This window comes from Pseudomonas sp. WC2, from assembly GCF_050586545.1.
In the GTDB taxonomy this organism is placed as follows: domain Bacteria; phylum Pseudomonadota; class Gammaproteobacteria; order Pseudomonadales; family Pseudomonadaceae; genus Aquipseudomonas.
Map to the genome: position 1 here is coordinate 20,073 of NZ_JBOBDR010000029.1, position 20,236 is coordinate 40,308.

17 protein-coding genes are annotated in these 20,236 nt (G+C 60.7%); 12 read left to right on the top strand and 5 right to left on the bottom strand.

What is annotated here, in order from left to right:
* Positions 1-237: 237 nt before the first annotated feature.
* A complete protein-coding gene (locus tag ACQ4OE_RS25765; protein WP_430948360.1) occupies positions 238-4,524 on the top strand; it encodes a DEAD/DEAH box helicase in 4,287 nt (1,428 codons plus the stop codon).
* A gap of 114 nt (positions 4,525-4,638) precedes the next feature.
* Here the strand turns inward: ACQ4OE_RS25765 and ACQ4OE_RS25770 are convergent, their stop codons facing one another.
* Positions 4,639-6,732: a mechanosensitive ion channel family protein gene (locus tag ACQ4OE_RS25770; RefSeq protein WP_430948361.1), complete on the bottom strand. Its 2,094-nt coding sequence runs from the start codon at positions 6,730-6,732 to the stop codon at positions 4,639-4,641.
* A 221-nt stretch (positions 6,733-6,953) separates the two neighbouring features.
* Between ACQ4OE_RS25770 and ACQ4OE_RS25775 the strand changes: the two genes are divergently transcribed.
* From ACQ4OE_RS25775 to ACQ4OE_RS25790, 4 genes are read left to right on the top strand one after another with little or no spacing between them, the layout of a single operon-like run.
* On the top strand, positions 6,954-7,880 hold the full coding sequence (locus ACQ4OE_RS25775) for a DUF72 domain-containing protein (RefSeq protein ID WP_430948362.1): 927 nt from the start codon (positions 6,954-6,956) through the stop codon (positions 7,878-7,880).
* The gene (locus ACQ4OE_RS25780; RefSeq protein WP_122592641.1) at positions 7,877-8,674 is read left to right on the top strand and encodes an endonuclease/exonuclease/phosphatase family protein; all 798 of its coding nucleotides are present in this window, start codon (positions 7,877-7,879) and stop codon (positions 8,672-8,674) included. Before ACQ4OE_RS25775 ends, ACQ4OE_RS25780 begins: the two co-directional genes overlap by 4 nt.
* On the top strand, positions 8,671-9,945 hold the full coding sequence (gene clsB, locus ACQ4OE_RS25785; protein ID WP_430948363.1) for a cardiolipin synthase ClsB: 1,275 nt from the start codon (positions 8,671-8,673) through the stop codon (positions 9,943-9,945). The genes ACQ4OE_RS25780 and clsB overlap by 4 nt, the downstream gene beginning before the upstream one ends.
* On the top strand, positions 9,942-10,928 hold the full coding sequence (locus ACQ4OE_RS25790) for a lysylphosphatidylglycerol synthase domain-containing protein (protein ID WP_122592639.1): 987 nt from the start codon (positions 9,942-9,944) through the stop codon (positions 10,926-10,928). The genes clsB and ACQ4OE_RS25790 overlap by 4 nt, the downstream gene beginning before the upstream one ends.
* A 114-nt stretch (positions 10,929-11,042) precedes the next feature.
* Here the strand turns inward: ACQ4OE_RS25790 and ACQ4OE_RS25795 are convergent, their stop codons facing one another.
* From ACQ4OE_RS25795 to ACQ4OE_RS25805, 3 genes are all read right to left on the bottom strand, one after another.
* Positions 11,043-11,801, bottom strand: coding sequence for an alpha/beta hydrolase family protein (locus ACQ4OE_RS25795; RefSeq protein ID WP_064118866.1), 759 nt, complete (start codon positions 11,799-11,801; stop codon positions 11,043-11,045).
* Entirely contained in the window at positions 11,791-12,900 is a 1,110-nt protein-coding gene (locus ACQ4OE_RS25800) for a DUF3182 family protein (RefSeq protein WP_430948364.1), read from the bottom strand. Before ACQ4OE_RS25800 ends, ACQ4OE_RS25795 begins: the two co-directional genes overlap by 11 nt.
* A gap of 280 nt (positions 12,901-13,180) precedes the next feature.
* A complete protein-coding gene (locus ACQ4OE_RS25805; protein ID WP_430948365.1) occupies positions 13,181-14,182 on the bottom strand; it encodes a GlxA family transcriptional regulator in 1,002 nt (333 codons plus the stop codon).
* A 101-nt stretch (positions 14,183-14,283) separates the two neighbouring features.
* Between ACQ4OE_RS25805 and ACQ4OE_RS25810 the strand changes: the two genes are divergently transcribed.
* From ACQ4OE_RS25810 to ACQ4OE_RS25840, 7 genes are all read left to right on the top strand, one after another.
* On the top strand, positions 14,284-14,838 hold the full coding sequence (locus ACQ4OE_RS25810; protein WP_430948366.1) for a cysteine hydrolase family protein: 555 nt from the start codon (positions 14,284-14,286) through the stop codon (positions 14,836-14,838).
* 232 nt (positions 14,839-15,070) lie between these two features.
* A complete protein-coding gene (locus tag ACQ4OE_RS25815; RefSeq protein WP_240999193.1) occupies positions 15,071-15,652 on the top strand; it encodes a YjfI family protein in 582 nt (193 codons plus the stop codon).
* Between the two features lie 17 nt (positions 15,653-15,669).
* Positions 15,670-16,368 (top strand): PspA/IM30 family protein, encoded by a 699-nt coding sequence (locus tag ACQ4OE_RS25820; RefSeq protein WP_122592634.1) that lies wholly within the window; start codon positions 15,670-15,672, stop codon positions 16,366-16,368.
* A 199-nt stretch (positions 16,369-16,567) separates the two neighbouring features.
* Positions 16,568-17,218 (top strand): DUF2491 family protein, encoded by a 651-nt coding sequence (locus ACQ4OE_RS25825; protein ID WP_122592633.1) that lies wholly within the window; start codon positions 16,568-16,570, stop codon positions 17,216-17,218.
* Between the two features lie 15 nt (positions 17,219-17,233).
* Positions 17,234-17,659, top strand: coding sequence for a DUF350 domain-containing protein (locus ACQ4OE_RS25830; RefSeq protein ID WP_122592632.1), 426 nt, complete (start codon positions 17,234-17,236; stop codon positions 17,657-17,659).
* A gap of 17 nt (positions 17,660-17,676) precedes the next feature.
* Positions 17,677-18,366 (top strand): DUF1190 domain-containing protein, encoded by a 690-nt coding sequence (locus ACQ4OE_RS25835; RefSeq protein ID WP_430948367.1) that lies wholly within the window; start codon positions 17,677-17,679, stop codon positions 18,364-18,366.
* 2 nt (positions 18,367-18,368) lie between these two features.
* Positions 18,369-19,526 carry a glutathionylspermidine synthase family protein gene (locus tag ACQ4OE_RS25840; protein WP_430948368.1) on the top strand — a complete coding sequence of 386 codons (1,158 nt, stop codon included), beginning with the start codon at positions 18,369-18,371 and terminating at the stop codon, positions 19,524-19,526.
* Between the two features lie 177 nt (positions 19,527-19,703).
* Here ACQ4OE_RS25840 and ACQ4OE_RS25845 read toward each other — a convergent pair whose 3' ends face one another.
* Positions 19,704-20,228: a single-stranded DNA-binding protein gene (locus tag ACQ4OE_RS25845; RefSeq protein ID WP_008081898.1), complete on the bottom strand. Its 525-nt coding sequence runs from the start codon at positions 20,226-20,228 to the stop codon at positions 19,704-19,706.
* Between the last annotated feature and the right edge of the window lie 8 nt (positions 20,229-20,236).

Below are 20,236 nucleotides of genomic sequence, written 5' to 3' on the forward strand. Positions count from 1 at the left end.
TGCCGGAATCGTTGCATTTTGCGGGTTTAGTGCGCAACCGTCATCCGTAAAGTGTTCATCCCAAGGATTTGTGCTGTGGCATCTGGCCCCTTCGCGAGCAGGCTCGCTCCCACAAGGGATGCGCGGCGCACATAAATCCACTGTGGGAGCGAGCCTGCTCGCGAAGGGGCCCTGCCAGACACTGAAGATCATGAGCGGTACTTGCATCTTCCCCCCTGCGACCGCATAACTTAAGCCATGAATCTGCCCCTCCCCGCCGACAGCGCTCTGGCAGGCTTTCACCCCGCCGTCAGCGCTTGGTTCAGCAAGACCTTCCCGACGGTCACCGCCGCCCAGGCCCGCGCATGGCCGTTGATTCGCCAGCGCCGCTCGACACTGATCGCCGCGCCCACCGGCTCGGGCAAAACCCTGACCGCGTTCCTCGCGGTGCTCGACGACCTCGTCCACCGAGGCCTGCAAAACCCCGAAGGTTTGGCCGATGAAACGCTCGTCGTGTATGTCTCACCGCTAAAAGCACTGTCGAACGACATCCGCATCAACCTGCAAAACCCTCTGGCCGGGATTACCGAACAGCTGCGGCAGATGAACCTGCCGGAAGTCCACATCACCACCGCCGTGCGCACCGGCGACACGCCGCAGAAAGAACGCGCGGCCATGCGCAAGACCGCGCCGCACATTCTGGTGACCACCCCGGAATCGCTTTACGTGCTGCTCGGCTCGGAATCGGGGCGAAAAATGCTCGGTACCACGCGCACGGTGATCATCGACGAAATCCATGCGATGGCCGCCGGCAAGCGTGGCAGTCACTTGGCCCTGAGCCTGGAGCGCCTGCAAGCGCTGTGCGCCGAACCGCTGACCCGCATCGGCCTGTCCGCCACACAGAAACCGGTCGAAGCCGTGGCGCAATTCCTCGTCGGCCATGATCGCCCCTGCGAAATCATCGACATCGGCCACGCCCGGCCACGGGATCTCGGCATCGAAGTACCGCCGGTGCCGTTGTCGGCGGTGATGGCCAACGACGTCTGGGAACTGGTTTACGACCGCCTCGCCGAACTTGCCCGCGAGCACCGCACCACGCTGATCTTCGTCAACACCCGGCGGTTGGCCGAGCGCCTGAGCCGACATCTCAGCGAACGCCTCGGTAAGCACGCGGTGGCGGCGCACCATGGCAGTCTGGCGAAAGAGTTTCGCCTCGACGCCGAACAACGCCTCAAGCGCGGCGAGCTGCAGGTGTTGATCGCCACTGCATCGCTGGAGTTGGGCATCGATATCGGCGAAGTCGATCTGGTCTGTCAGATTGCCTCGCCACGCTCCATCGCCGGGTTTCTGCAACGGGTCGGCCGCTCCGGTCACCAAGTGGGCGGCACGCCCAAGGGCCGGTTGTTCGCCACCACTCGCGACGACCTGATCGAATGCGCCGCCCTGCTCGACTGCGTGCGCCGTGGCGAACTCGATACCCTGCATATCCCCGTTGCGCCACTGGATGTTTTGGCGCAGCAGATCATCGCTGAAGTCAGCTGTCAGGAATGGCCGGAGGACGATTTGCTGGCGATGTTCCGCCAAGCGTCGCCCTATCGCGATCTTGACGAAAAACACTATCAGGCCCTGTTGAGCATGCTCGCCGAAGGCTACAACGGCCGTCAGGGCATCCGCAGCGCTTACCTACACCGCGACGCCGTCAGCCGCACCTTGCGTGGGCGCCGTGGCGCGAAACTCGCTGCCGTGACCAGCGGCGGCACCATCCCCGACAACGCCGATTACAGCGTGATGCTCGAGCCGCAAGGCCTGAACATCGGCAGCGTCAATGAAGACTTCGCCGTGGAAAGCATTGCCGGCGATGTGTTCCAGCTCGGCAATACGTCTTACCGCATCCTGCGTGTGGAAACCGGCAAGGTGCGGGTCGAGGATGCCCACGGCCAGCCGCCGACCATTCCGTTCTGGCTCGGCGAAGCGCCGGGGCGCAGCGATGAATTGTCCTTTGCAGTGGCGCGTCTGCAGGCACAGCTTGACGGGTTACTCGGCGCCAGCCCCGGCGATCTGCAACCGGCGCTGGACTGGCTGACGCAAACCCTCGGCCTCAACCTCGCCAGCGCCGAACAACTGGTGGAATACCTCGCCCGCGCCCGGCAAACCCTCGGCGCCCTGCCCTCGCAAGACACGCTGCTGATGGAACGGTTTTTCGACGAATCCGGCGGCACCCAACTGATCATCCATTCGCCGTTCGGCAGTCGCGTCAACCGCGCTTGGGGTTTGGCCCTGCGCAAGCGTTTCTGCCGCACGTTCAATTTCGAGTTGCAGGCAGCGGCCAGCGAAGACGCGATAGTGCTGTCGCTGTCCACCAGCCACAGTTTTGAACTCGATGAGATCTGGCGTTACCTGCACAGCAACAGCGCGGAGCAGATCCTCATTCAAGCGGTGCTCGATGCGCCGCTGTTCGGCGTGCGCTGGCGCTGGAATGCCGGGGTGGCACTGGCGTTGCCGCGCTTCACCGGTGGACGCAAAGTCGCCCCGCAGTTGCAGCGGATGAAAAGCGAAGACCTGATTGCCAGCGTGTTTCCCGATCAGATTGCCTGTCTGGAAAACCTCGCCGGCGAGCGGGACATCCCAGAGCATCCACTGATCGAACAAACCCTCGACGACTGCCTGCACGAGGCGATGGACAGCGAAGGCTGGCTCAATCTGCTGCGGCGCATGGAGCGTGGCGAGGTGCGCTTGATCAGCCGCGATCTGCCGGCACCCTCACCGCTCGCCGCAGAAATCCTCAATGCGCGTCCGTACGCCTTTCTCGACGATGCACCGCTGGAAGAACGCCGTACTCAAGCCGTGTTGAACCGGCGCTGGAGCGATCCGCAGTCGACCGATGATCTCGGCGCTTTGGATGCCGACGCCATTAAAGCTGTACGCGAAGAGGCCTGGCCGACGCCCAACGCTGTGGATGAAATGCATGAGGCGCTGATGAGTCTGGCGTGTATCAGCGATTCGGAAGTGCAAGCGAACGAGGGCTGGCGGGGATGGCTGGAAACTCTCGCCAGCGGCGGTCGCGCCTGTCGTTTGCAGGTCGATCCGCAGCATGGCTTATGGCTGGCCCGCGAACGCCTGACCTGTCTGCAAGCGCTTTATCCACAGGCCAAATTGCAGCCCGTTCTGGAGGCATTGCCGGGATTTGATGAAACCTGGACGTTCGCTGAGGCGCTGGTCGAAGTGCTTCGCGCGCGCCTCGGTGCGTTCGGCCCACTGCCGCTGACCGCCATCGCCGAACCACTGGCGCTGCCGGTCACTGAAATCCATCAAGCCCTCGCTCAACTTGAGCGCGAAGGCTATGTGCTGCGCGGCCAGTTCACGCCCAAGATCAACCTTGAGGAATGGTGCGAACGGCATCTGCTCGCGCGCATTCATCGCTACACGGTCAAGCGTTTGCGCCGGGAAATCGAACCGGTGGCCTTGCAGGATTTCATGCGTTTTCTGTTCGACTGGCAGCATCTGTCGCCCGCAACGCGCGGTCAGGGCAGCGCCGTGCTGCCGGCGATTGTCGGCCAGTTCGAAGGTTACGCAGCAGCGGCTTCGGCGTGGGACAGCGACATCCTCCCGGCGCGGCTCAAGGACTATTCGCCAAGCTGGCTGGATGACCTGTGCCGTAACGGCAAACTGGTGTGGATGCGCCTCAGCGCCCGCCAAAAAATCAGCGGCACGGCGTTGCGCAGCACGCCGATCGTGTTGCTGCCGCGCAGTCAGGTCGGCTTGTGGAGTGCGATGGCGGAACAGACGCCTGTGGATGAGCTATCCCCGAAAACCCAAAAGGTGTTTGAGGCTTTGAGTCAGCACGGCGCGTTGTTTTTCGATGAGCTGATTCATGAAGCGCATCTGCTGCGCACCGAGCTGGAAATCGCTTTGCAGGAACTGGTCGGCGCCGGGTTGGTGAACGCCGACAGCTTCGCCGGCCTGCGCGCGCTGATTACCCCGGCGAGCAAGCGCCAGCAGCGCAGCAGTCGGCGTGGGCGCGGGGCGTTTGTTGGCGGCATGGACGATGCCGGGCGCTGGGCATTGCTGCGGCGCGGGTCAACTGTGGATACCAGCGAAACGCTCGAACACGTGGCCATGACCTTGCTGCGCCGCTATGGCGTGGTGTTCTGGCGTTTGCTGGAACGCGAGGCGGACTGGTTGCCGAGTTGGCGTGAATTGCTGCGCACCTTTCATCGGCTGGAAGCGCGCGGCGAGATTCGTGGCGGGCGCTTTGTCAGCGGTTTGGCGGGGGAGCAGTTTGCCTTGCCCGAGGCGATTCCGTTGTTGCGCGAAGTCCGGCGGCGACCGCATGACGGCAGTCTGGTGGCGGTCTGCGGCGTGGACCCGCTGAACCTGGCCGGGACGTTGTTGCCAGGGGTGAAAGTGCCGGCGCTGGTGAGTAATCGGCTGGTGTATCGCGATGGGTTGCCGGCGGCGGCGGAGATTGGCGGCAAGCAGCAGTTTTGGCTGGAGCTGGATCAGGAAAACCTGATCGAGCTACAGCGCGTGCTGATCCGGCATTGATAGTGTCTGCGCTGACATCTTCGCGAGCGAGCTCGCTCCCACAGGGGAACGCGATCAAATTGTGGGAGCGAGCCTGCTCGCGAAGACGTCAACAGCCCTACAGCAGAACCTGCTCTATGTGCGAGATTCCTGTGGCACCTCGCTCACCACCACCTCACTCCCCTGCGAACGCTTCGGCAACAAAACCTGCTGTGGATAAGTCTGCGCGAAATGCACCGTCTCGGTGTTATCCACAAGCTTCTTCAAACGCTGATTGAATGCTCGGCTAACCGCATACTGCCCGCCCGACACCGTGCGGAACTGCGCCGTCAGCACCACGCCGTTCAAGTCCATCCGGTCCACACCAAACACGTCCAGCGGCCCTTGCAGGTTGTATTTGAGGAACGGATCTTCGCGGATCGAATCGCCGGTCTCGCGGATCAGCTCGATGGCCTTGTCCACGTCGGTGTCGTAAGTGAACTGCACCGAGAAAAACGCAAAGGCAAACTGCCGCGATTGGTTGGTCACAGCCTTGATCTGGCCGAACGGCACAGAGTGTACGAAGCCTTTCCCGTCACGCAACCGCAGGGTGCGAATGGTCAGCCCTTCAACCGTGCCGGCATGCCCGGAATCGAGCACCACCCAATCGCCAATCGACAGGGTGTCTTCGATGATGATGAACAACCCGGTGATCACGTCCTGCACCAGTTGCTGCGAGCCGAAACCGATGGCCAGACCGACCACCCCGGCACCGGCCAGCAGCGGCGCGACGTTGATGCCAAGGTTGGCCATGGTGGTGATTGCGCAGATCACCACGAGGATGATTTTGATCGCGTTGCGCAGCAGCGGCAGGATGGTTTTCACCCGCGTGCTCGGCTGGCGCGCCGCGCGTTTGCTGACCGGTGGCTTCAACGCTTCCTGAATCGCCGTGTCGAGTACCACCCACAGCAACCACGTCACCAGAAAGATCAGGCCAATGCTGCTCAGCGCGTTACTGATTGCTCGCCCGACCGTGCTGCTCTGGGCGAAATCGAGCAGCGACACGCCCCAGATCCGCCCAAGGATATCGATGAAGGCAATGGCGATGACGATCCGCAGCAAAGCATGCAACAGGCTGAGAAAGCGTTCCTTGTAAGCGCTGCTGCGCTGCAGCGCTTCGGCTTTTCGTGACTTGAACAAGTGCTGCAGGATCGTGCTCAGGAACACCGTGCCAATCAGCAGCACCGTGGTAAACAACGCGCAGCGCAGGGCTTTTTGATTGTCCTCGCCGATACCGATCAGATTGACCGCCGAAACCAGCACCATCAACACAATCGGCCAGTACCATAGCCCGGAAAAGATCCGCAGCGACTCCTGCAGCGATGGCTGTTTCAACCGTTGGCTCAGCGGACGGTTGCGAATCAAATGCGCCACCGGACGGCGCAGACGAATCACCAGCAAACCAAAAATCACCGAAGCAATCAGACCGGTGAACACCGCGACGCTGCTGGTGATATTGCCGCCCAGTTGGCGGGCGATCTGCGGACTGGTCAGCGCATCGCTGAGGGCGGCGAGAAAGCCGATGAGGAACAGCGGTCGCGGGCAATAATTGCGGATAATCCGCGCCGCCGGGCGTTTGTGCCCGACGTTGAACATCACCACCACGCACAACAACATCGAGGTGGAGAAGATGCCGCTGCTGGTGGCATAGGCCAGACACAGCGCCAGCGCTCGTCCGACTGAAGCTTGCAGAAAGTGGCTGACATACAGGGTCAACGGCAGGCAAATCAGTGCCGGGAGGGTGTAGGGCAGCAGATAGCCGACCAGATCCTGGCTGCGCTGGCGGGTGCGCAGCCAGCGACCTTCGCGCAGGCGTTTGGCCAACAGACTGCCGAGCACGGTGAGCAGCGCAAAACTGCCGAGCCAGGTGCCGGACAGCGAGAGGAAATCTCCGGCGACGCTCCAGCCCGAGCGATTCGAAGGGTGGTTGACCAGTTTATCGACTTCATTGGCTGCACGGTCGGCGCGCAGGCGCCAGGCATCGACCAGATTTTCATTGAGATCGAGTTTGTCTTGTACATCGTCGATGCTCGAACTGATTGCGCCGAGCAGGCCGCCCTGCACCAACGGCTCGGGTTTGGCCGGTTCTTCGGCAGCGGCCGGAACGCCTGGCAGCGTGGCGGCATCGATTTGACTGGCACCGAGAAACAACAATGCTCCCAGCAGAATGGCGATCCTGAACTTGACCAAAACTCCGATCTCCCGTGGCTGAACCTGTAAGGAACTGATCGAAATTTGTCCGGCAAGTTCAAGAGCCTCTGGCCGAGCACCGCAGCCGCACTGATCGCTCCCGCAGGGAATTAGCAGCGGTCGTAAGCAAGTACCGTCCGTAACGTCGCCGAAACTTTCCCGATCCGCCCGCAGTCATCAAAAGATAACGGCAACACGAGGGCTATCAACGGGAGGGTGGCATGGCGACGATTCACATCGGTATTTCTGGCTGGCGCTACGAACCGTGGCGCGGGGATTTTTACCCAAAGGGACTGGCACAGAAGCGCGAGTTGCAGTTCGCCTCGCGGGCGGTCAACAGCATCGAAATCAATGGATCGTTTTACGCCCTGCAGCGACCCGAGCGTTATGCGCAGTGGTACGCCGAAACGCCCGACGACTTCGTTTTCAGCGTCAAGGCGCCGCGTTTCATCACCCATATCCGCCGCTTGCGCGAGATTGAAAAACCGCTGGCGAACTTCTTTGCCTCGGGGATTCTGGAACTCAAAGAGAAACTCGGGCCGATCCTTTGGCAATTCCCGCCGAACTTCAAATTCGAGCCTGAGCGCTTCGAACATTTCCTCGCGCTATTGCCCCACGACACCGAAGCAGCCGCCGTCCTCGCCCACCAACACGATGCCCATCTGCACGGTCACGCGAGCCTGAAAGCCTGGCGCAAAAAGCCGTTGCGCCATGCGGTGGAAATTCGCAATGACAGCTTCCTCGATCCCGAATTTGTGCGGCTGTTGAAGCGTTACAACACTGCGCTGGTCATTGCCGACACCGCTGACAAATGGCCGTACCGCGAAGACCTCACCAGCGACTTCGTTTACCTGCGCCTGCACGGTGCCGAAGAACTCTACGCCAGCGGCTACACCGCGCCAGCCCTCAAGCGCTGGGCCGAGCGCATCGACGCGTGGCACCACGGCGAGCAACCGAAAGATGCCCACCTGATCGCGCCACGCTTGAAGCCACGCGCGCGCAAGTCCCGCGAAGTGTTCTGCTATTTCGACAACGACATCAAAGTCCGCGCGCCCTACGACGCTCGTGATCTGCTGCACCGTTTCGAGCTGGATAAAGACCTTGCCACTACGCCCGGTGAACCCGCTGGCGAAGGAGTGCTGGCATGAGCATTTCAGAACCGGTCGGCTTCACCGACGAAGGCTCGGTGGTCGCGCCGTCGGTGCGCACCTTCACTGTGCTGACGGTCAACACCCACAAGGGGTTCACCGCGCTGAATCGGCGATTCATTCTCCCGGAATTGCGCGAAGCGGTGCGCAGTGTCGCCGCCGACGTGGTGTTTTTGCAGGAAGTCCACGGCACCCACGAGCATCATCACAAGCGCTACAGCAATTGGCCGACGATGCCGCAGTACGAATTCCTCGCCGACAGCCTCTGGCCGCAGTTCGCTTACGGGCGCAACGCGGTGTACCCGGACGGCGATCACGGCAATGCGTTGCTGTCGAAATTCCAGATCATCCGTCACGACAACCTTGACGTGTCGATCAGTGGCCACGAGAACCGTGGCCTGCTGCATTGCGTGCTGCGCTTGCCCGGCGACGGTGTCGAGATCCACGCGATCTGCGTGCATCTGGGCCTGCGCGAAAGCCATCGTAACGCGCAGTTGAAGCTGCTCGGCGAACGCCTTGCCGAACTACCGGATGACGCGCCGGTAATCGTCGCCGGTGATTTCAACGACTGGCGCCAGCGCGCCGATGCGCTGCTCAAACCTTGCGGCTTGCGCGAAGTCTTCGCCGAGCACCAAGGCAAACCGGCGCGCAGTTTCCCCGCACGTCTGCCGACGCTGCGCCTCGACCGTATTTATGTCCGCAACCTCAAAGCCAGTCAGCCGAAGGTCCTCGCCAATCGGCCCTGGTCTCACCTTTCCGACCACGCACCGTTATCGGTGGAGATCGAACTATGAACAGCGCGCCGCTGGAGAAATCCGCCGTGGAACCCATCAGCATCAACCCGCCGGTGCGCGAGCCCGGCCAGGTCGACGTCGAGTACCGTTGGCAGGGCGGCAATCATGTGCAATTGCTGGAAAACGGCGAAGAGTATTTCCCGCGCGTGTTTGAAGCGATGCGCGCAGCGAAAAGTGAAATCCTGCTGGAGACCTTCATCGTTTTCGAAGACAAGGTCGGCGCCGAGTTGCAGGAGATTCTGATTGATGCGGCCAAGCGCGGCGTGCGCACCACCGTCAGCCTCGACGGCTTCGGCTGCGGCGAGTTGACCACCGGTTATCTCGCGGCGCTGAGCGAGGCCGGCGTGCATTTGCAGATCTTCGATCCGGCGCCAAAACGTCTCGGTATTCGTACGAACTGGTTTCGCCGTTTGCACCGCAAAATCGTCGTGGTCGACGGCCTGATCGCGTTCATCGGCGGGATCAATTTTTCCGGCGATCATCTGGCCGATTTCGGCCCCGAGGCCAAGCAGGATTATTCGGTGGAAATTCAGGGCCCGGCGGTCGCTGACATCCATCACTTCGCCCTGTTGCAAAGTGGTCGCCCGGGCCGCGCGCGGTTCTGGTGGCAACGCCGGCGCCAGCGTCGTGCGGAAATGGCCTTCGATGATCATGACGGTCAGGTACGCCTGGTGTTCCGCGACAACGACCAGCACAGCACTGATATCGAAGACGTTTATCTGCAAGTGCTGCGCGGCGCCAAACGCCGGGTGGTGATTGCCAACGCCTATTTCTTCCCCGGTTACCGTTTGCTGCGGGAAATGCGCAATGCCGCGCGCCGTGGCGTCGATGTTCGGCTGATTCTGCAAGGTCAACCAGACATGCTGGTGGCGAAACTCGCTGCGCGCATGACCTACGATTATTTGCTCAAGGCCGGCGTGCAGATTCACGAATATTGCCAGCGGCCGCTGCACGGCAAAGTCGCGCTGGTCGACGAAGAATGGAGCACCGTCGGTTCGAGCAACCTCGACCCGCTGAGTCTGTCGCTGAACCTGGAAGCCAACGTGCTGATCCGTGACCGCGCCTTCAATCAGCACCTGTTCGAGCGCCTCGAAGACCTCAGTCAAAATCATTGCAAAGCCATGGACCCGAGCAAGTCGCCACGCGGACGCATCTGGCACATGACGGTCGGGTTTCTGGTGTTCCACTTTCTGCGGCATTTCCCGGCCATGGCCGGTTGGCTGCCAGCGCACAAACCACGCCTGAAGCCATTTCGAGGTGACCGCTCATGAGCCATACCGAAGCGCACCCGAGCGCTCATTCGGCACCTGCGGCTCACTCGAAATGGAGTCGCTGGAAACGTCCGCTGACGTTGCTGTTTTTCCTCGCGCTGATCGCATTGCTGACGATGTTTGCCATGCGCATCGAATGGACCGAAGTGCTGCAGACCCTCGCCGACTTCAAGGTGCGCACGCTGATCATCGCCGCCAGCCTGACCTTGCTGAGCTTTCTGGTGTACGCCAGTTTCGACCTGATCGGCCGCACCTATATTCGTCAGGATTTGACCTGGAAACAGATTCTGCCGGTGGGGATCATCAGCTACGCCTTCAACTTGAACCTGAGCGCGTGGGTCGGCGGGATCGCCATGCGCTATCGGCTGTATTCGCGGCTCGGTGTGAGCAAAGGCAACATCGCCAAGATCCTCGGTTTGAGTCTGGCGACCAACTGGTTCGGCTACATGACCATTGCCGGCGTGGTGTTCAGCAGCGGTCTGGTGAGCATGCCGCCGGGATGGAAAGTCAGTACCGTCGCGCTGCAGGGCATCGGCGTTTTACTGCTGCTGATCAGCGCCGGGTACCTCGCGGCCTGCCAGTTTTCCAAGCGCCGTGAATGGTCGATCCGCGGCGTGGAAATCAACCTGCCGTCGCTGCGCATGGCGGTGTTGCAACTGTTGCTGGGCGCGTTGAACTGGTCGCTGATGGCGGCGGTGATTTTCACTCTGCTGCCGAGCAAACTCGATTATCCGTTGGTGTTGGGCGTGCTGTTGATCAGTGCGATTGCCGGGGTCATCACTCACATTCCGGCGGGGCTTGGGGTGTTGGAAGCGGTGTTTGTCGCGCTGCTGCAACACGAGGCTTCGCGAGGCAGTCTGGTGGCGGGATTACTGGCGTATCGGGCGATTTATTTCCTGTTGCCTTTGTTGATCACGGTGGTGATGTATCTGGTGGTTGAGGCGAAGGCGAAGGCGCTGCGGATAGAGAAGAAACCTTCCTGAGATAGTGATCGAGGCTGATGACCTCTTCGCGAGCAGGCTCGCTCCCACAGGTTGAAAGCATTCCAAATGTGGGAGCGAGCTTGCTCGCGAAGGCGCCCGGGAGAACAACACAGCTCATGCAGACTGAATAATGCTCAACCGCTCACCGACCACCATCTCGGTTATCCAGTCCACCAATATCGAGGTGTACGCCTGCTGCGACACCGGTTCGCTCAACGCGTGATCGGCGCCATCAATAATCCGGTGCGTCAACGAATGCGTCTGCTGGCACGCCGCGCGGTAACTCATGATCGCCGCGTGCGGTACATAGTCATCGGTTTCCGATTCCACCAGCAACACATCCCCGGTGAACTGCGAGCACGCGTGCAGTGCGCGATTGCTGTCCGCGCGCACCAGCGTGCTGCGGTAATCGCGCAAATCCGCCTTGTCCAGATCACGCTTGGGCGTGTGCCATTGCTCGTCGCGATATAGCGCCGGCACGCGCAGCGCCAGCCAGCGCACCGGGCGCAGCGAGGTCAGGATGGCCGCCAGGTAACCGCCATAACTGGTGCCGACCACGGCAATCGCCGAGGTATCGAGCGCCGGATGCGCCAGCAAGCGGTCATATGCCGCGAGCAGGTCGCGCAGATTGTCTTCGCGGGTGACGCGGGTCAGCGGAATGCCAGTGCCGCCGGTGTGCCCGCGCAAGTCGAACGTCAGGCACACACAACCAAGACCGGCGATGCCTTTGGCGCGCTCGAGATCGCGCTCCTGGCTGCCGCCCCAACCGTGCACAAACAACACCCCCGGCACCTTCGATTTGGGACTGAGAAAGGTCCCGCTCATCTGTTCATCATCAATGTCGATTTGAATGCTTTCGCTTCTAGCCGTCATAAGATTTGACCGTTACGTATTTGAGGAGAAATTCACTGTTTTCCGCCGGCCCGCGATACACCTCGATGGCGTCCGCCGGCAGCGGCTGATCAATGTAGGTTTCCACCGACGACACGCGGATCGCGCGCATCGCCGGATCGTTGACGAAGCTTTGCAGCGCGGCGACCTCAGCGCTGCTGGCACCGCCCATGCGCCACGACTGCTCGAGCACGCCGCTGCGGGTTTTGCCGTTGCTGTCGAGACCCTGAGCGATGTCGTAGTTGCGGCGCGAGGCGTAGAAACGCGGGTAGGCCTCATCGGCAGCGCGGTCGAAAATCTGCGCCTGTTCGATGGCCAGTCGCACATCATCCGGCAGCTCCAGCGCCAGCAGATCGTCGTAACCGCCCTGCACCACCAGCAGGTTCGAACCACCGTACACGTCTTCGCCGTGGGCGTCTTTGGTCAAATATTGATCACCGCAGTAGCTCAGCACTTTGTCGCCGATAAATGACTGGCCGACGCTGTGGGTGACGACATCGCTCAAGTCCTGTTCCAGCACGACGCCGTCGCTGAACTGCTTTTCAATGTCGGGGCGGGCGAGGATTTCGTCGAAGGCGTCGAGGCTTTTGATCACTTCCTGACCGCGACCGGCGCAGGCGTGAATCGGCTTCAGACGGATCGGCCCGTTGTACAGCAGATGCTCGGCAGCGGGCCGCGCATCCTCCAGCGCAAACACACTGAGACCGTCGAGCACGACGGCGCGCGTGCGTTCGCTGAACAGCGGCGACCAGCCTTGTGGCGCTGCGGCCAGATGACTGCGCAAACCGTGGCTGATGGCTTTGGTGCAGATGAAGTCGTGTTCGACGAAGCCACCCCACAGATCCTCGGGGCCTTTGATGCCCAAAGCGTGGGCCTGGGCAGCGCCAACAATGGTTTGCGTGGGCAGCAGGTAAAGATCTCGACCGCGATGTTTTTCCGGGTCGTAACTGCCACCGAACTTGAATCCGAGAATCTGCGCCAGCCAGCGGGCCAGCGCCTTGTTGGTTTGTACTTCATGCTGGGGCGCGTCGGCACGCACCGAGTGAGCGACGACGATTTTCCTGCGGGGTGTCGGGGTCATGCGTCCCCCTTCCATCGGTTCGGTGACTGTAGCGGTGAGAGGTGCAGAGATCAGGCCAACGGCTGCTCCAGGAAAATCATAGACCAATCAGAAACTTGCCAGAAAGGTGCTGGCATCACGCCTGTTTCAAACTGCACGACCCTCAATAAATCCCCGGCAATTTGCACGATTCAAGGTTCAGCACAGATCAATGTGGGAGCGAGCCTGCTCGCGAAGGCGTAGTGTCAGTCAATATCAATTCCCCAGAACCACCGCTTTCGCGAGCAGGCTCGCTCCCACATTAGGAATTTGTCGCCTTGAGGGTCGGCATCACCCCAAACCGCGCCCGGTAATCACTCGGCGCCAGCCCGGTAATCTTCTTGAACGTCGCCCGAAACGCCCCGGGATCCTGATACCCGACCGTCCACGCAATATGGTCGATGGTGCCATTGCTGAACTCGAGCATCTCCCGCGCCTTGCCCACCCGAAGATGCTGACAATACTCGGTCGGCTTCAGCCCAGTCGCCGCGCGAAACCGGCGCAGAAACGTGCGCTCCTCCAGCCCCGCCCGCTCAGCCATTGCCGCTAGCGAAACATCCGTTGCGCCGGTGCTTTGCAACCAATGCTGAACCTTGAGAATAGCCGCATCACCGTGATTCAGAATCGGCGCGAAATTGCTTCCGCACTCGCTGGCACTGTCGCTGTGCTCCACGACCAGGAATCGCGCAGTGGCAGTGGCGATGCTCGGACCGAGCAGACGATCGACCAGACGCAAACCCAGCTCCGACCACGCCATCAGTCCAGCGGTGGTGATCAGGTCGCCGTCATCGACAATCGGCGTATCGGCTTTGAGTTTGATGTTCGGATAGCGCTCGGCGAAGACCTTGGCCGAGGTCCAGTGGGTGGTGGCGCTGCGACCATCGAGCAGACCGCTTTCCGCCAGCATCAGCGAGCCGACGCAGACACCGCCGAGGGTCGCGCCATGGGCATGCTGATCGCGCAGCCACGGCAATAAGCCGCTTGGCATTTGCGCTGCAGAAAAGCCTCCGATGGACGGCGGAATCAGCACCGCGAGCAACTGGCTCTCGGTGCCCGGATGGCTGTCATAAACCCGCACGGGCGACTGATCTGCGTCAACCTGCCAATGACTGACCCGCAGCAGCGGCAATCGCGCAGTCCGATGCTCAGCGGCGATCCCGTTGGCCACCGCGAACAGATCGGTCAAGCCATGCACCGCCGCCATCTGCGCGCCGGGATAGATCAACACGCCCAGGTCAGCGGTGGCGGTCCTTTCTGCGCCCATTGTCAGTTTTCCCCTGTCTATTGTCGGTGCGGCCAATCCTCGAAGTGCCGTGGCGGGTCAATACTGACGCCACTTCCAGCCAATCCATCGAGGACACACCCATGGCCAAGCAAGCGCTCATCGTAGTCGATATCCAGAACGACTACTTCCCTCAAGGCAAATGGCCGCTGGCCGGTGCCGACGCCGCCGCCGACAACGCCGCACGACTGATCGCAGCGTTTCGCGAGCAAGGCGATTCGGTGGTGCATATTCGCCACGAATTCACCTCGCCTGACGCACCGTTTTTCACCCCGGGTTCGGAAGGCGCCAAACTGCATCCGAAAGTCCTTAACCACGCCGATGAACCGGTGGTGCTCAAGCACTTCGTCAACTCGTTCCGCGAAACCGAATTGCAAGCCATCCTCGACGAACAAGGCATCAAGGAACTGGTGGTGGTCGGCAGCATGAGCCACATGTGCGTCGACGGCATCACCCGCGCGGCGGCAGATCTGGGCTATACCGTCACAGTGATTCACGATGCCTGCGCCAGCCGTGACCTGGAGTTCAATGGCCTCACCGTGCCGGCGGCGCATGTTCACGCAGCGTTCATGTCAGCCTTGGGTTTCGCCTACGCCAGCGTAGTCTCCACTGACGAATTCCTCGCGAAACCTCACTGAGTCATACCTTGCAAACTATCCGGGCCCGCCTTGCAGCGGGCCTTTTTTCGTCTGTCATAAAAATCTCACGCGTGAGCCATTGATGGCACTTTGATTTGGTTGTAGTGTGGCTCACGCGTGAGATGTTCATAACCGAGCCACTGCCATGAAAAGCCGTTCCCCCACCGCGAAATCAGAAAGCCCGAAGGGAGAGCGCGGCAAAGTGTCCGCGAAAAAACCGTCGAGCTTTTATATGAAGCAGATGCGCGCGGGCCTGGCGGCCGCCGGTTATGTGAAACACGAAACTTGGGTGCTTCCCGAAAACCGAAGCTTGCTCAAGCAAATGGAGCAACAGCTACGCCAACCGATTCTGGCTGGCTCTTTCATGTCGGAGAATTACATGAGCGCAGGCAACAACTGGAATATCGATAGCCTCTTCAACGCCCTCAAGGCTCTGGACGAGGTGGCTTCGCAAGAGATCACGCTGTCTCTGATCCAGAGCTCCGAACCCAGCATCAAGCTGGAAATGAACGAATTCGGCGGTCTGCCGATTCACGTTGCCGTGGCCGGCCAGCAGATCATCGTCGACACCGTGCTGGTGGACATCGAGTCGATCACCGATGTGCGCGCCTTCAACGATGCCGTGTTGCGCAGCCGGGAAATGTTCCCGCTGTCGTCGATTGGTATCGAGTCGATGCCGAACGGCCAGACCGTTTACAACATGTTTGGCGCCCTCAGCGCCGACTCGAGCCTGACCAACGTGGTCACCGAGGTGAAAACCCTGGTCGACAACGTGCAGCGCGCGAGTGAAGCCTTCGAACACTTCTTCAAGTAATCAACAGGGAATATCCAATGACTCAGTCCATCTGGAGCAAGTTGTTCACCGCACTGCGCGGCGGCGCCAATGAAGTCGGCGAAGCGATCGTCGACCAACAGGCCCTGCGCATCCTCGATCAGGAAATCCGCGACGCCGACACCGCGCTGTCGAACGCCCGTCGTGAGCTGGTCACCATCATGGCCAAGCACAAACTGGCTGCCGACCGCGTGAGCGAGTACGACGCCAAGATCAAGGATCTCGAAGCCAAGGCTGTGTCGGCTCTGAACGCTGGCCGTGAAGACCTGGCGCTGGAAGTGGCCGAAGCGATTTCGACCCTGACCAACGACCTGACCGCCGAAAAAGCCCAGAGCGACGAGTTTGGCACCTACGCCGAAAACATGCGCAAAGACATCGGCAAGGCCGAGTCGCGCATCAAGAGCCTGCGCCAGCAAGTGGACATGGCCAAGGCCCGCGAAAGCGTGCAGAAAGCTCAGGTCAGTGCGTCCATCGCCAGCGGCGGCGCCAACGGCAAACTGGAAACCGCAGTGGGCACTCTGAACCGTCTGCAGGCCAAGCAGCAGCAACGCGCCGCCGAGCTGAGTGCAGCGGATGAGCTGGCTGATGCATCGACCGGCAATGACCTGGATCGCAAACTGCGCGACGCCGGCATCACGCCGAACGAAGGCAGCGCCAATGCGATTCTTGAGCGTCTGAAGCAGAAGTCCGCTCAGTAAGCAGTTGCACAAAACCTGTGGGAGCGAGCTTGCTCGCGAAAGCGTCCTCTCAGTCGACATCAATGTTGAATGACACGACCTCTTCGCGAGCAAGCTCGCTCCCACATGGTTTGCGGCGTGTCGTTCACCGCTCAGCCCGGTACACTAGCCACGCTTTTTTCGCCGACGAACACTTCCACCCGCCTCAAGGAACGTACCCATGGGATGGTTTAAAGATTTGCTGGGCACCAGCAACTGGCAGACCGCTGCGCCAACACCGACCGTTGCCAGTGGCCCACTCGGTATGGCCCAAGGCAAAGCTGTCAGGTTCGATACGACCCTGGCGCTGTTGCTCGACGGCTCGACCACGGTACGCGTGCCCTTCGATCAAGCGATCTGGAGCGCCGGTTGGGTCGACCTCGGCCAGTCCAACAAACTGCACCGTTATTACATGAATGACGAGGATTTCTGGCTACAGATCCACGTCACCGGCGACGACCAGATCGAATCCGTCACGCTGTTCAATTACCTCAGTTACGTGACCGTCAACAGTGACGCCGAACTGCAGCGCCTGGCCGGCCCAAGCAGCCCGATTGGCATGCCGACCTACTCCCACGACGGTGTCGAGTACACCCGCGAATGGGGCACGGAACAAGGCCAGACCGAACTCGTGCCGATGACCGAGCAAGTGGTCAACCCGGACGAGTCCTACACCATCGAACACCATTCGATGCTTTACGCACGCGACACCGGCCTGACCGATCGCCGCGAATTGCTGCTGTTCTCCGTCGAACAGGACGAAGAAGGCACCGTCAGCCTGAGCACCTCACTGGGTATCTCGCTGTACACGACTGACCTGAGCACCATTTAAAAAAGGAAGCTTTTCATGCTGGAAGTGCTGGCCGTTTCCCTGAACAAGACCGCGCTGGTCGGTTTCGTCGTCTACCTGATCGGCGCCGTGCTGCTGTTCATGCTGTTTCAGTTCGTCTACACGCGCATCACCCCGCACAAAGAATTCGAGCTGATTCGCGCCGGCAACACTGCCGCCGCCATTGCGCTGTCAGGGGCGATCATCGGCTTCGCGATCCCGGCCAGTAACGTGATCGCCTTTTCGGTCAACGTCCTTGATTTCGTCCTGTGGGCGGTAATTGCTGCGGTTGTGCAGCTGCTGGCGTTTCTCGCCACGGGCCTGGTCCTCAAAGGCACGTCCCAGCGCATCGCCAACGGCGAAATCGCCTCGGGTATCTATGTCGCTGCGGTGGCGATCAGCGTCGGCATGCTCAATGCCGCGTGCATGACACCGTCCAACTGATCGGCAGGAAGCCCTCGATGAAACGCAGTACATACGTTCAGTTGTCCCTCGCCGCTTCGGTGGCCATGGCCATCTCCGGCGAAGTGGCAGCCGTCGATCAGCAACGCAGTTTCCAGAGCGTTGAGCAGTGCGTCGATGCCGAAGTAGCCGCCGATGTCTGCTCGAATGCTTACGTCGCCGCGCTCAGCGAACACCGCCGCATCGCGCCGGCGTACGACGACAAGGCCAAGTGCGACGCGGATTTCGCCGCCGACTGGTGTCAGAAAAATTCCGACGGCCGCTTCGTGCCGAAACTCGGCGGCTTCAAGGTGCCGCAGAACGGCGAGCCGGCGCAGAACCTCGACGCCATCGCCGACGCGCAGATGCCCGCAGGTGAAGCGGTGGCAGCGCAGAATGTGCAGAACACTTCGCACACCTCCAGTGGTGGCGGCAGTGGCTGGCTGACCGGTTGGTTGATCGGCAACGCGATGAGCAACAACGCCAATCGCACGGTTTACCGCGATCGCGATACGCGCCAGCCCTACAACACTTCGACGCAATACCGCAGGGCCGAAACGACGACACGCAGCCAACCGGACTACGAAAGCAGCAAGAGCAAACCGGTCAACGTCGCGTCCTCGACGTCGCGCGGCGGCTTCGGCAGCCAGTCCAGCGCCCGCAGCGGTTGGGGTGGTTGGGGCAGCAGTTCCGGTCGTTCGAGCAGCTGACGATGAAGAAGATTCTCTGCGCCGAGCGCCCCGACTGGAAACAGACCGCCGAGAGCCTCGGCTTTATGTTTCACACTATCGACGACGAGCCCTACTGGGACGAAAGCGCGTATTACCAGTTCACGCTCGCGCAGATCGAAAACGATCTTGAGGATCCGACCACCGAACTGCACGAGATGTGCATGGATCTGGTCGACCGCGTGGTCAACAGCGAAGAACTGCTGGATCGCCTGAGCATCCCGCCGGCGTACTACGACCTGATCCGCACGTCCTGGCGCGAAGGTCATCCGCATCTGTACGGACGCATGGACTTTTCCTACAGCGGCAACGGCCCGGCGACACTGCTGGAGCTCAACTACGACACGCCCACCAGTCTGTACGAAGCGGCGGCGTTTCAGTGGGGTTGGCTGGAGCAATGCATTGAACGCGGGACGCTGCCGCCGCAGGCGGACCAGTTCAACAGCATCGACACCAAACTGCATCAGGCCTTTGCCGAACTGAAGCTGAAGCGGCCTTTCTACTTTGCCTCGATGAAAGACTCGGTCGAGGACAAAGGCACCACGGATTACCTGCGTTTGATCGCGGAAAAAGTCGGCATCGAATCGCGGCACATCGATATTGAAGACATCGGTCTGACCAGCGAGGGTCGTTTTGTCGACCTGGAAGATCGCTGGATCCCGCACCTGTTCAAGCTGCACGCCTGGGAGTTCATCTTCCAAGAACCGTTTGGCGCAGCGATTGCCGAATGTGATACGCAGTTTTTCGAGCCGGCGTGGAAAGCGATCCTCTCGAACAAAGGCGTATTGCCGTTGCTTTGGGAACTGCATAAGGGCCATCCGAACTTGCTCGCGGCGCACCTTGATCCAAACCCGGCCACTGCGGTACCCAAGGGCTGGGTGCGCAAACCGTACTTCTCCCGGGAAGGCGCCAACATTGAATTGCAAACGACTGAGGGGCTGATCGTCAAAGAGGACGGGCCTTACACCGACGCGCCGTTTATCTTGCAGGAGTTAGCGCCGTTGCCGAAGTTTGGCGACAGCTACACGCTGATCGGTTCGTGGGTGATTGGCGATCAGGCGGCGGGGATTGGGGTGCGGGAGGACAACAGCCTGATCACCAAAGACTCCAGCCGATTCCTGCCGCACCTGATTCTCGACTGAAACACAAATCCCCCTGTAGGAGCTGCGGCACGCTGCGATCTTTTGACTCTATTTTTCAAGATCAAAAGATCACAGCGTGCCGCAGCTCCTACGGTTGATCGCGGTGTTTTGCAGGCACAAAAAAGGCCCGTCGTATAAGCGACGGGCCTTTTTATTTGCAGCGGTTACAACAGCGAATCAGAACGGAATGTCGTCATCAAAGCTGTCGAAATCCGGAGCCGGTTGCGGTGCGGCCTGCTGTGGAGCCGGGGCCGAACGCTGCTGTGGAGCCGACTGCTGCGGACGCGGAGCCTGCTGGCGTGGAGCCGGAGCCGACTGCTGGTAGTTGTTGCCACCGCCTTGTTGGTCGCCCTGCTGGGGACGGCCGCCGAGCAGTTGCATGGTGCCTTGCATGTCGACCACGATTTCGGTGGTGTAACGCTTGATACCGTCTTTTTCCCACTCGCGGGTCTGCAGCTTGCCTTCGATGTAAACCTGCGAACCCTTGCGCAGGTATTCACCGGCGATTTCGGCGACTTTGCCGAACATCGAAACACGGTGCCACTCGGTCTTCTCGACCTTCTGACCGGTTTGCTTGTCGGTCCACTGTTCGCTGGTTGCCAGACTCAGGTTGGTCACGGCGTTACCGTTAGGCAGGTAGCGAACTTCGGGATCCTGGCCGCAAGTGCCGACCAATATGACTTTGTTAACCCCACGGGCCATAACGTTCT